Here is a 12,852-nt window from a genome sequence, read left to right on the forward strand (position 1 = left end):
TAACCCTATTTATAAAATAGGGTTTGTGAATTTATAAAGAAAGTTCTTTTAAAAATTCATCTTTTAAATAAATTTTCATATCTTCAAAATTAATAATAATTTGATTTTTAAAATCCTTTGATAAGAATACAAAACCATTACTACTAATATAGAATTTGTCTAATTCTATATTTTTATCAAGATTTTTTGAATTAAAATACACCTTAAAAGTATCAAAATCTTTTATAATATCTTTTAATAAATATTCCTTTTTTGTGTTTTCGTTATATGTTTTTATTTCTATTTTTGAATTGGTTTTATTATCTATATTTTGTGAAGTTTGTTTCATATAAGATATGATATTGTTGATTTGAAAATAACTTGAGTAATTAGAATTTGATTTGTAGTTTTTAAAATCATCTTCCATTGATTTTTTGATTTCATTTAAAGCTTTTATATGTTGTTTATTGATTGCATCAAAACTTTTAAAAAAATCATCAAACGGGTCATAGAATTTATTTTCTAAAGCATCAATTCTTTGTTTTAGAATTTCATTTTCTTGTTTTAATTTTTCAATTTCACTGATTGAACTAGCATTTAATGCACCTATACAAAATAAAGAAATTAATATCTTTTTCATATTTTCTCCTTCAATAAAATTTATAAAATATTTTATATTTATATTTATAACAAAGTTTTAGAATAAAATTTTTGTTTAATGAATTTATTTTGTATGTAAATAATTTTAATTTTATTATAAGTTTAATGTTCCACGTGAAACATTAAAATAATCTAATGATAAAAAGTTTCACGTGAAACATTATTTTTTCTTTTCATTGATTATGATAAAAATCATTCCAATAATTCCACCAATACAAACAACACCCATAAATAAGTATTGAAATATATCTAATCCATTCATTTAATTGCTCCTAAAAATTCATTTTCTATATCATAATTAAAAAAATCATAATCTTGATTTTTATAAGTAAATTTTAATCTTGCAGAATGAAGACAAAGCCTACTTGCTCCACAAAGTTCTTTTATATTTGATATTTTCTTATCTAAAATATCTCTTGCTTGTTTGTTAGTAAGTCCATACAAATTATCCCCTGCGATTTTATTTCCTACATAATGCAAATGCACTCTTAATTGATGTTGTCTTCCTGTTAGTGGAATTGCTTTTAAAAGTGTATATTTAGGATAATTTTTGATAACTATAAATTCAGATTGCGAAATCTTGCCATCTACACAAACTTGCATTTTATTTTTTAAATCATCATCATTTTTAAGTCTTGCACTAACACAAAAATCATTTTTAATATTACCACATACTAATGCTAAATATTCTTTGTGTATTTTTTGTTTTGCAAAAAGTTCTTTTAATTCTTTATTGGCAGTTTTTGTTTTAGCTACCATTATAAGACCACTTGTAGCAGCGTCAAGTCTATGAGCTACACTTGCATTTTCTCCATATTTTTGCCAAATTTCATCATTTAAAGAATATTCACAATTTCTTCCATTAGGATGTGATAAAACTCCGCTTGGTTTATTAAAAATTGCAAAATATTCATTTTCAAAAATTGGTTTTAAATTATTACTAACGCATTCATAAATTAGTAAATAATATTCTCCATAAATAATAGAATTCTTTTTACATATTTCAATATCAGTTAAATTTATTTCTTCTATATTTAAAGTATTTTCTAGCTTTTTACTAACATTATTTTTAAAAATAATAACACGATTTTTATCACAAAATCTTTGTGCTTTTTTTAAATCGTAATTTAAATTTTGCATAACTAATTGATAAGCTTTTTTATTTTCTGTAGTAAAAAATTTTTTATATAAATATCCCACTCTTTTTAACCTTTATTATATATCTACTTATTATAATACATTCTTTTTTAAAATTCACAAAGGAAAAATAATCAATCATGAAGGTAGTAAAAAGAACAGGTAGAGTAGAAGAATTAGACATATCTAAGATTAAAAAATATACAACTTTAGCAACTGAAGGGCTTGATAATGTAAGCCAAAGTGAGCTAGAAGTTGATGCTAAAATACAATTTAGAGATATGATAACTTCTGAAGAAATACAAAATACTTTAATAAAAACAGCAGTTGATAAAATAGATATAGATAGACCTAATTGGACTTTTGTAGCTGCGAGATTATTTTTATATGATTTATATCACAAAGTTAATCCACAAAAAGAATATGTGCATTTAAGAGAATATTTTGAGCGTGGAGAAAAAGCAGGAAGATTATTTTTAGGTCTTAAAGAAAAATATGACTTAGATGATTTAAATTCTTATATCAAACCTGAAAGAGATTTACAATTTACTTACTTAGGTATTAAAACCCTTTATGATAGATATTTAATTAAAGATAGCAAAGGTAATCCTATTGAATTACCACAACATATGTTTATGGCAATAGCTATGTTTTTAGCTCAAAACGAATTAAATAGGCAAGAATGGGCTAAGAAATTCTATGATTTAATAAGCAAATTTGAAGTTATGTGTGCAACTCCAACTTTAAGTAACGCAAGAACAACAAGACACCAATTAAGTTCGTGTTATATCGGCTCAACCCCTGATAATATAGAAGGTATTTTTGATTCTTATAAAGAAATGGCTTTATTATCTAAATTTGGTGGTGGAATAGGCTGGGATTGGAGTAAGGTTCGTGCTATGGGTGGTAGTATAGACGGACATAAAAATGCAGCTGGTGGAATTATTCCATTTTTAAAAATCACAAATGACATTGCTGTAGCGGTTGATCAATTAGGCACAAGAAAAGGTGCAATATCTGTTTATATTGAGCCTTGGCATATGGATGTTTGTGATTTTATTGACCTTAGAAAAAATAGCGGAGAAGAAAGAAGAAGAGCTCATGAATTATTCCCTGCTTTATGGATAAATGATTTATTTATGAAAAGAATTGCTGAAAATGGAAAATGGACTTTATTTGACCCATTTGATACTCCACAACTTTGTGATTTATACGGAAAAGAATTTGAATTAGAGTATGAAAGACTTGAAAAAGATGAAAATATAGTAAAAGAAGTAATGGATGCAAAAGAGCTTTGGAAAAAGATTTTAACAAATTATTTTGAAAGTGGAATGCCGTTTTTATGCTTTAAAGATAATGCTAATAAAGCTAATCCAAATTCTCATTCAGGTCTTATTAGAAGTTCTAATTTATGCACAGAAATTTTTCAAAATACAGACCCAAATCATTATAAAATAAAAGCTACTTTTGAAGATGGTAGTATAAAGATTTATGAAGAAAATGATATTTTAACTCTTGATAATTCACAAGTAAAAACTGCAAAAAAATTAAGTAGCCTTGATACTTTAAATGGTAAAAAAGTTTATATAGTAGAAAAAGAATATGATGAAGGAAGAACCGCAGTTTGTAATCTAGCTAGTATAAATTTAAGTAAAATTAATAGTATAGAAGATATTAAAAGAGTAGTTCCAATAGCAATTAGAATGCTTGATAATGTAATTGAACTTAATTTTTATCCACACGCAAAAGTAAAAAACACTAACCTTAAATCTCGTGCAATAGGTTTAGGTGTTATGGGTGAAGCACAAATGTTAGCAGAAAAGGGAATAATGTTTGGAACTAACAACCACTTTGAATTAATTGATAAAATTATGGAAAATATATCTTATGAAGCTATAAGTGCAAGTAGTGATTTAGCAGTTGAAAAAGGTGTATATCCTGAATATGAAGGAAGTAATTGGAGTAAGGGAATTTTCCCTATTGATGTCGCTAACGATAATGCAAAAATGCTAACACTAGGAGATAATTTATTTAATCAATCAAATTGTGATTGGAATAATTTAAGAAAGAAAGTTAGCAAACAAGGTATGAGAAATGGCTATTTAATGGCAATAGCTCCAACTTCTAGTATATCAATTCTAGTTGGAACTACTCAAACAATTGAACCTGTGTATAAAAGAAAATGGTTTGAACAAAACTTAAGTGGAATGATACCTAATGTCGTACCAAATCTAAGTCTTGATACCTGGCAATATTATGTTACAGCTTATGAGCTTGACCAAAGAGATTTAGTTCGTGCTGCTGCAATTCGCCAAAAATGGATAGACCAAGGACAAAGCTTAAATATATTTGTTAGTCTTGACAAAGCAAGTGGTGGGTATTTAAATAGTATTTATACATTAGCTCACTCACTAGGACTTAAATCTTGTTATTATCTAAGAAGTGAAAGTCCAGCAAGCGAACATCTAGATAATAAACCTGTCGATAGAAGCATTGAATGCGAAGGTTGTCAATGAAAATAAGTGTTTGCATTATCGCTAAAAATGAAGAAAAAAATTTAAAGCGTTGTTTAAATGCTTTAGCAGATTTTGATGAAATTGTGTTAGTAGATAATGAAAGTACTGATAACAGCGTTAGTATTGCAAAAGAATTTAAAAATGTAAAAGTTTTTAGCTCACCTTTTATAGGATTTGGCAAATTAAAACAATTTGCTGTAAATTTAGCTAGTAATGACTGGGTCTTTTGTATTGATGCTGATGAAGTAATAGATTTTAATAGTTTAGAGCTTTTAAAAAATCTTGATTTTAGCGATATTACAAAAATCTATGCAATAAATAGAAAAAATTATTATAAAAACGAATGGATAAAAACTTGTGGGTTTTATCCTGATTATATAGTTAGGATTTTTAATAAAACTCATACTAATTATGATGACGCTAATGTTCATGAAAATATTATCATTAAAAATAATTCACAATTAATAAAAACCAATATCCATCTTCACCATTTTGCTTTCAATTCAATTTATGATTTAATAACAAAATTACAAAGATATACAGAAATTTATGCACAAAATAATAAAAATAAAAAAACTAGTACTTTTAAAGCTATAAGCCACGGATTTTTTACATTTTTTAAATTCTATTTTTTAAAATTAGGAATAAAAGATGGTTTTAATGGATTTATAATAAGTTTATGCAATGCTTTAGGTTCTTTTTTTAAATATGCAAAATTAAAAGATGCAAAAATTCCAACTTGTTCTTTAATAATCACAACTTATAATGACAAAGTGGCACTAACAAGATGCCTTGAATATGTCTTTAAAATGACTACATTACCAGATGAAATAATTATAGCCGATGATGGTGGAGATAACTGGGATATAATTGAAAAGTTTAGTAAATATCCTGTTATATTAAAACATGCGTATCAAGAAGATTTAGGATTTAGATTAGCAAGATCTCGTAATAATGCTATAAAAATATCAAGTGGAGATTTTTTAGTTATTATTGATTCAGATATGCTTGTAGATAATGATTTTATAAAAAATTATAAAAATAATGCTGAAAAAGGGGTATTTTTACAAGGTAGTAGAATTTGTTTAAAGGAAAATATTTCAAAAGATATTAGAGAAGATAATATAGAATTAAATATAAGAACATTTAAAGCAAACAAAATTAATGTTCTATCAAAAATAATTAAGTACTTCTCAAAAATTGATAAAAGTATTTGTAAAAAATTAAAATCAATAGCACAAAAAACACCGAATGATAAAAAAATATACATAAAAGGTATTCGTGGTTGCAATATGGGTTTTTACAAAGAAGATGCTATTTCAATTAATGGATTTAATAATGATTTTGAAGGTTGGGGAAGAGAAGATAGTGAATTTGTAATAAGGTTCTTAAATAAGGGCTATAAATTAAAAAGACTAAAACATCAGGCAATAGCATATCATATATATCATAAAGAAAATGAAAGAAATTTAGAACAGAACCATAAAATTTATTTAAATACTTTATTAAATGATAAAAGTTATTGTGAAAACGGGTTAGAACAAATTTAGATTATTATAAAATATGTTCCACGTGAAACAAAATTAATTAAAATTTTTAAGTGTTATTAACTTAGGATAAAATACTATTTTTATTTAAGGAGTATAAAATGAAAAAAGTATTAATTTCAAGTATTTTGGCACTTAGTTTAAATTCTGCTGGGTTTTTAATGATAGATAAAGATAAAACTGCATATTTTACAATTAACGACCATAAAGATAAAGTTGAGTTTGTTAGCGGTATGAATATAATGCAAGATAATGTATGTTTTGCATGTAATGATACGATAACAAATAATATAGATTATGAGGCTTCAAAATCAATTGGGGTTAAATATGATAGTATTAGTATTGGCACAAGCGATGGTAATTTTAAGATTAGATATTTATCTGGAAACAATAAAGAAGAACTTAATTTAAATGAATTTTTTGCTCAAAGCTTAACTCATTTTGGAACTTTAGAAATATTAGAAGATGTAATATTTGCTAAGAATGATGTAACGAGTATAAGTTTTAGTTTAGTAGAAGACAATAAAGGTGCCCATCCTTTACATTTTAAAAAATATGCAATTTTAGATAAAACAGGTAAAATTATTTCATCAAACGAAGCTTTTAAAGATACAGATAAGTTAAAAGAAAAAATATCTAAAAAAATAAGAGATTTTCAAAATACAACTAAACATCCAGAAAAAGATAATAAATTTTTTAGTCCTTTAGAATTAAATAATTTTTATTTTGATAATTTAGGAATAGTATTTTCATATAGTCCTTATGAATTATTTTCATACGCTAGTGGATATATAAAAGTTCGTTTAACATATAAAGAAATAGAACCATTTTTAAAAGAAGAATTTAAAAAACTATTACAAGATAATAAAATAGTCTAGGAATTTAAAATAGGAATTAAGTTTCCTATTTTATACAATAATTATAAAAATTTTAATAATAAGATAAGTTTAATCAATTTGAAAGTAAAAATTATATATAATGATATATTTAATTAAATATATATGGAGAATAAATGACAGAATTATTAAAAAGAATTTCAGCACTTAACGATGAGACTAGAATAGCACTTACTGCTTTTTTAATCAAAAATGGACCTTTATGTGTTTGTGATATGTGCAGGTCGTTTGATATGAGTCAATCAAGAATCTCAAGGCATTTAAAAATATTAAAAGAAGCTAATTTGTTAAAAGTAAAAAGAGTTGGAACTTGGGCTTATTATGAAAGTAATATGGATGAAGAATTAAATAAGCTTATACAAAGTTTAGATATACCAACTCCAGAATTTATTCAAGAAGAAGGATAAGTTATAAACTTATCCATATCTATATATTACACCAAAACTTGCATTAGGAACTTTCCATTGTTTTAGTAATTTTCCGCAGTTATTTGCACTTGCCATTGTACTTGTTATTTCATTTTTTTGGTTTGCATATATGCAAGATACCATTTTACAAGTTCCACATTCAAGGCAACCAGCATAATCAAATTTTAGAACATCTTCTTCTAATTTATATAAATTTGCAGGACAAATATCGCATAATGCTTTTGCCAATGAGCTATCTATATCATTTATTATGATATGAGCATTTTCTTCATCAATATTAAATTTATTTAATCCTAATTTTTCATCAATATTCATAATACTTTGCTTCCTTTCCATATATCTTTGATTAAATTGATAACCCCGATTGATTTTATAAGCCTTATAACTTTTGCTTTTATAGGTTCGCTTTTGCCATCTATTTTAAATAGACTTTTCATTAAAATATTTAATTCTTTTGGATAGTCATTAAACATTCTTTCGTTATTCTCTAAGAATTCTCCTATTTGATTAAATTGTTTGAAATCTAAAAAAGATCCTTCTTTTTCTAAGTTAGCTTTATAAGTTTCTAAAGCATTTTTATTATCATTAATGGCTGCTGATATAGCAAGAGCAGCATTTTTTGCTGACATAATTGCTAAATCCATTCCACGTACGGTGTAGCCAAGATTCATACAAAAACCAGCAGCATCTCCTACTACCAAAACACCATTGGCTCCTAATTTGCTCATCGCATTAAATCCACCTTCAGGAACTAATTTTGCACTATATTCTAAAGTTTTTCCATCTTTAATAAGTGGAGCAATGCTTGGGTGATTTTTAAAATCTTCAAATATTTCATAGCTTTTTTTATTCATATTTCTTCCAAGTCCTATAACACAACCAAGAGAAATAGTATTTTCATTAGTGTATAAAAATCCACCACCCATTAAATAATCACTAGCTTTTCCTGCGTAAAGTGCTGCTAATCCTTCTTTATCATTTAAAGCAAATCTTGAGCTAACAGGAAGCTCAATCACTTCTTTTATTCCTAATGCATAGTTTTTGCCTATAAAACTATTGTTGCCATCATTACTTGCATGTAAATCAATGCTTTGTGAAAGAAGAGAATTTAATCCTTCAGCTAAAACTACATATTTTGCATTCATTTCATCTTCACCAGCTTTAACACCTATTACGCTCTCATTGTTCCTTAATGTTCTATTTAATGAACTTGATTTAGTTATTTCGCCATTTTCTAACCTAATTAACAAATCATCTACTAAAACATTGCTAGCAATCATAACTCCTAATTCTTCGCATTTATTAGAAAGATAATTTAAAAATTTATTTTGCAACACACTATAAGAGTTTGAAAATTTATCATCGCTAAGTATAGTTCTACTTTCTATCATAAAAGTACTTTCGTCATCCATAAAGCCTAATTTTTCACAAATAATAGCTCTTTCACAAGCAGTGTCAAAATCTTCTAATCCTTTAATGTCTCTTAGTGTATGAGCATAAAGCCTTCCGCCAGAAACATTTTTAGTCCCTATATCTGCACGTTCAAATAAAACTACGCTTAATTCTTTTTGGGCTAGTATATAAGCACAAATAAGCCCACTTATACCACCACCCACTACAATCACATCAAATTCTTCCATAAACTTCTCCTAAAATATTTTTACAAACTTTACCTATGTGGTTGTAAGGTAAATTTTTTACAAAAACAATATCTCTAATTCTTTTGAAACTTGTAAGAGTATTGTTAATTTTTAATATGTCTTTTTTTAAGCTTTTTAAGTTCTCATCTAAGATAGCACTCATTAAATCTTTTGAATCTTGTTTGTAACTAATACCTTCATTATTATTTAGTTCAACAATAGCAATAATTAAATCACAGCTAATGTCATCACATGCAGCTATAATACAAGCGTTTTTAATAGCCTCATGTTCACATAGTTTATTTTCTAATTCAATAGCGCTTACATTTTCTCCATTTATTTTAATTAAATCTTTGTTTCTTGAATAAAAATAAAAGAAACCTTCTTCATCATAAAAGCCTAAATCTTTAGTTAGAAAATAACCATCGCAAAAAGCTTCATTATTAGCTTTTTCATCTTCATAATAACCTGCAAAAATTTCTTTACCCATTCTTGCTTTTATACAAATTTCACCTATTTCATTAGCTTTTAATGGTATTAGTTTGTTATCTTTTTTATTTGCAATAATTACATCTACACCAAAATAAACCTTACCTAAACTTCCGAATTTAAATTCTTCATAGTGATTATCTCCAATAATACCAACTATGCTTTCACTAAGTCCATAGCTAGTAAAGAGATCAGTTTTAAATCTAGCTTTAAATTCAAGATATTTTTTATTGCTCATATTTAGAAAATATAATAAAAATCTTAGGTTGTGCTTATCTTCTCTAAAAAATGGTTTTTGTAATTTTATTATTTCTATCATTTTTGGAACAACTTCACTAACATTTGCTTTAAAAAATACCAATTGTTGCCAAAATCTTCTAGCAGAAAATCTATTGAGTAAAATAAATCTAGTATTGGCTCTAAGACTTGGCATAAATGCAGTTGTGAGTAAATCTATATGCCAATTTGGCATAGAAGTAGCAAAAATATCTTGACACCTTAAACCTATTTGAGCTGAAGTAAAATGACTTGCATAAAGTAAATTATAGTGAGTCAATTTGCAGCCTTTTGGTTTGCTTGTAGTCCCTGAAGTAAATAATATTATTGCTAAATCATCACAATTTATAATATTTGTTTCAAATTCTTTTGATTTATTTTTGATATTTTCTAATAATTTTTCTTTAATTATTGTATTAATATTAAATTTAAAATTTTTTTGAAATTCCTTTTCTAATATAATATATTGTAGCTTAGTTTTATCTATTACATATTTTGCATCATCATATGCAAATAAAGCATTTATAGGAACTAAAACTAAGCCTAGCTTAAAGCTAGCAAAAAAGATAATTGCAAACTCAAAAGAGTTATAAATCATAAGCCCTAGTTTATCTCCTTGTTTTAACCCTAGTTCTTTAAAATAATTAGCACACTGGTTTGCTAAAGCATTTAATTGTTTATAATTCACTGCTTTTATAAAATCTCCAACTTGAAAATAACCATTAACTAATTTTGCATTATTGATAAAATACTCATCAAAATTTTCATAATTATCAAGATAAGCATTTTCATAGTTAGCCTCACATTTATCATAAACAAAACAAAGGCTTTTTAAAGAAGATGCTAAAGTAGAATCATCTACTTTAGCATTTTTTGCTTTTAGCTCTAAAAAATGAGCTAAGTTTTTTTCGCTTACTATTTGCATTTTTATTTACCGCAATTAATAATCTTTTCTTCTGCTAGTTTATTAATTTTTTCTTTACTAACACCAATACTACTTAAAATATCTTTTGTATCTTTTCCATAACTAGGCATTGATCTCCATACTTTACAAGGATTATTTTTAAATCTTGGCATAATATTTGGACCTTTAATAGTTTTTCCTGTTTCGTTTTCCCAAGTGATAATGCTATTTCTTGCAATATATTGAGAATTACTTTCTAATTCACTAACTTCAAGAACTTTTGCGCCTGCAATTTTTTTACTCTTTAAATAATCAAGCGCATCTTTTACATTTAATTTGCCAAAATATTCATCAAGTTTTTCTTCAAATAAAGTAGCTTTACTAGTTTTTCTTGATATTAGCTGAATACCTTCTGGATATTCTTCAGTGCCTATTAATTCTCCTATACCTAAATCTTTAAAAATTTCACTTACTTGATATCCACCAACTACTTCAAATACAATATAACCATCAGCACATTTATATAATCCGCAACCTGCATAAAGTGGATCTTTTCCTTTAATCATTCTAGGACACATTTCTCCTCCATTAAAGTAATCCATCATATAATATTGCCCAACCCTAAACATTACTTCATACATACAAACATCTATGCTTTCTCCAACGCCTGTTGCTTTTGCTTTATGTAAAGCCGCTAAACAAGATGCTGCTGCTGTAAGACCTACCATATAATCAGCCGTGTAAGGGAATGCTGGCATTGGTTGGTTGATGTCTCCATTTTGTATTAGGTATCCTGAAAATGCTTGAGCTATTGTGTTATAAGCTGCTAAATTTGTGTGATAATCATCACCAAATTGACCAAAACCACTTAAATGTGCAATTACTAAATCTTTTTTGTAAGACCATAAAACTTCATCTGTTATACCTTTATTAGCAAATGCAGGGCCTTTGCTAGCTTCAATAAAAATATCAGCTGTTTTTATTAAATCATAAAAAATTTCTTTACCTTCTTCGCTAAAAATATTAAGACTTAAAGCATATAAATTTCTTCTACTAAGTTCAGGATAATTTGGTTGAACCCTAATAGTATCAGTGTATTTGCTATGTTCAATCCAAATAACTTCAGCTCCCCATTCTGCTAAAGTTTGTGCTGCAAATGGCCCAGCTATTTCAATAGCTGAGAAAACTACTCTTACTCCACTTAATGGACCAAATTTAGGTGTATTCATTTTAAACTCCTTTATCTATATTGTTTTAATATTGCACGACCAAGTGTAAGGATTTGCATTTCATCACTACCACCACTTAATCTATCTATTCTTAAATCTCTCCAAAATCTTCCTACCCTATGACCTGTAACACCAATTCCACCAAGAATTTGTACAGCTGTATCAATTACGCTAAATGCTTCATTAGCACAATAATATTTACACATTGCACTATCTCCTGAATTAGCAATTCCCTCATCCATTTTCCAAGCACATTCATAAATCATATTTTTCATAGAATTAAGTTTCATTGCCATGAAAGCTACTTTTTCTTGAATTAATTGAGTTCTCCCGATAGCTTCACCAAATTGAACTCTAACATTAGCATATTTGCAAGCATCTTCAAAAGCACATAAAGCTACGCCGTAATTTGTGCAAGCAACTAAAAATCTTTCAGCATCAAATTCTTCTTTAACTCTATTAAACCCTTCTCCTTCTTTTCCAAAGAAGTCTTTTTCTTCAAGTTCTACATTGTTAAATGTAATTTCACAACAACTATCCATTCTAAGACCTAGTTTATCAAGTGGAGTCACTTTGATACCAGTCTTGCTCATATCAACAAAAAATTCAGAATAAATAGGCTTTTCACTTGATCCATCTCTTGCCATTACTATTAAATAAGGAGTATGTAATGAACTTGTAATAAAGCATTTTTGTCCGTTTAAATAAATTTTGCCATCTTTTCTTATATAAGTTGTTTTAAGACTTCCAACATCGCTTCCTGCCATAGGTTCTGTAATAGCACTATTAAACATTTGCTTGCCTGTTCCACGGAATGCAAATATTTTATCAATTTGTTCTTGTGTTCCATATCTTAAGATAGTACCAAATCCTGGAAGTTGATATAATACATAAGTAGGTGCTCCATGACGACCTAATTCTTCCCAAATAGCTGTTAGTGTTACCATACTTGCACCCATTCCACCATGTTCTTCATCTAAAAGCATAGTATCAACTCCAAGTTCTGCTAACCCTTTAACCCATTCAATAGGATATTCATGTTTTTCATCGCACTCTGCAAAATAGCTTTCCCAGTTTCTACTAGTCATATATTCTTTAATGCCTGCTACGAATAATTCTTGCTCTTCGTTTAATTTAAAATCCATAATTTT

11 protein-coding genes are annotated in these 12,852 nt (G+C 27.0%); 4 read left to right on the plus strand and 7 right to left on the minus strand.

Annotated elements, in window-relative coordinates:
* Positions 1-31: 31 nt before the first annotated feature.
* The gene (locus AVBRAN9334_RS05805; protein ID WP_214116145.1) at positions 32-619 is read right to left on the minus strand and encodes a hypothetical protein; all 588 of its coding nucleotides are present in this window, start codon (positions 617-619) and stop codon (positions 32-34) included.
* Between the two features lie 278 nt (positions 620-897).
* Positions 898-1,779: an RluA family pseudouridine synthase gene (locus AVBRAN9334_RS05810; RefSeq protein WP_336607249.1), complete on the minus strand. Its 882-nt coding sequence runs from the start codon at positions 1,777-1,779 to the stop codon at positions 898-900.
* Positions 1,780-1,916: 137 nt separating this feature from the next.
* Between AVBRAN9334_RS05810 and AVBRAN9334_RS05815 the strand changes: the two genes are divergently transcribed.
* The 4 genes from AVBRAN9334_RS05815 (at position 1,917) to AVBRAN9334_RS05830 (ending at position 7,142) form a co-directional block, all read left to right on the plus strand.
* Positions 1,917-4,292 carry a ribonucleoside-diphosphate reductase subunit alpha gene (locus tag AVBRAN9334_RS05815; protein ID WP_336607250.1) on the plus strand — a complete coding sequence of 792 codons (2,376 nt, stop codon included), beginning with the start codon at positions 1,917-1,919 and terminating at the stop codon, positions 4,290-4,292.
* The gene (locus AVBRAN9334_RS05820) at positions 4,289-5,842 is read left to right on the plus strand and encodes a glycosyltransferase family 2 protein (protein WP_442862355.1); all 1,554 of its coding nucleotides are present in this window, start codon (positions 4,289-4,291) and stop codon (positions 5,840-5,842) included. The genes AVBRAN9334_RS05815 and AVBRAN9334_RS05820 overlap by 4 nt, the downstream gene beginning before the upstream one ends.
* Before the next feature lie 98 nt (positions 5,843-5,940).
* Positions 5,941-6,717: an RsiV family protein gene (locus AVBRAN9334_RS05825; RefSeq protein ID WP_336607251.1), complete on the plus strand. Its 777-nt coding sequence runs from the start codon at positions 5,941-5,943 to the stop codon at positions 6,715-6,717.
* Between the two features lie 134 nt (positions 6,718-6,851).
* On the plus strand, positions 6,852-7,142 hold the full coding sequence (locus AVBRAN9334_RS05830) for an ArsR/SmtB family transcription factor (RefSeq protein WP_214116139.1): 291 nt from the start codon (positions 6,852-6,854) through the stop codon (positions 7,140-7,142).
* Positions 7,143-7,151: 9 nt separating this feature from the next.
* Here AVBRAN9334_RS05830 and AVBRAN9334_RS05835 read toward each other — a convergent pair whose 3' ends face one another.
* Genes AVBRAN9334_RS05835 through caiA form a run of 5 tightly spaced genes read right to left on the minus strand, consistent with a single transcriptional unit; the run spans position 7,152 to position 12,846 of the window.
* Positions 7,152-7,478: a ferredoxin family protein gene (locus AVBRAN9334_RS05835; RefSeq protein ID WP_214116137.1), complete on the minus strand. Its 327-nt coding sequence runs from the start codon at positions 7,476-7,478 to the stop codon at positions 7,152-7,154.
* A complete protein-coding gene (locus AVBRAN9334_RS05840; protein ID WP_336607252.1) occupies positions 7,475-8,803 on the minus strand; it encodes an FAD-dependent oxidoreductase in 1,329 nt (442 codons plus the stop codon). Before AVBRAN9334_RS05840 ends, AVBRAN9334_RS05835 begins: the two co-directional genes overlap by 4 nt.
* On the minus strand, positions 8,790-10,493 hold the full coding sequence (locus AVBRAN9334_RS05845) for an AMP-binding protein (RefSeq protein ID WP_336607253.1): 1,704 nt from the start codon (positions 10,491-10,493) through the stop codon (positions 8,790-8,792). Before AVBRAN9334_RS05845 ends, AVBRAN9334_RS05840 begins: the two co-directional genes overlap by 14 nt.
* Positions 10,494-10,495: 2 nt before the next feature.
* The gene (gene caiB, locus AVBRAN9334_RS05850; RefSeq protein ID WP_336607254.1) at positions 10,496-11,701 is read right to left on the minus strand and encodes an L-carnitine CoA-transferase; all 1,206 of its coding nucleotides are present in this window, start codon (positions 11,699-11,701) and stop codon (positions 10,496-10,498) included.
* A gap of 11 nt (positions 11,702-11,712) precedes the next feature.
* On the minus strand, positions 11,713-12,846 hold the full coding sequence (gene caiA / locus AVBRAN9334_RS05855) for a crotonobetainyl-CoA dehydrogenase (protein ID WP_336607255.1): 1,134 nt from the start codon (positions 12,844-12,846) through the stop codon (positions 11,713-11,715).
* Between the last annotated feature and the right edge of the window lie 6 nt (positions 12,847-12,852).

Origin of the sequence: Campylobacter sp. RM9334 (assembly GCF_020138145.1) — a bacterium.
Classification (GTDB): domain Bacteria; phylum Campylobacterota; class Campylobacteria; order Campylobacterales; family Campylobacteraceae; genus Campylobacter_E.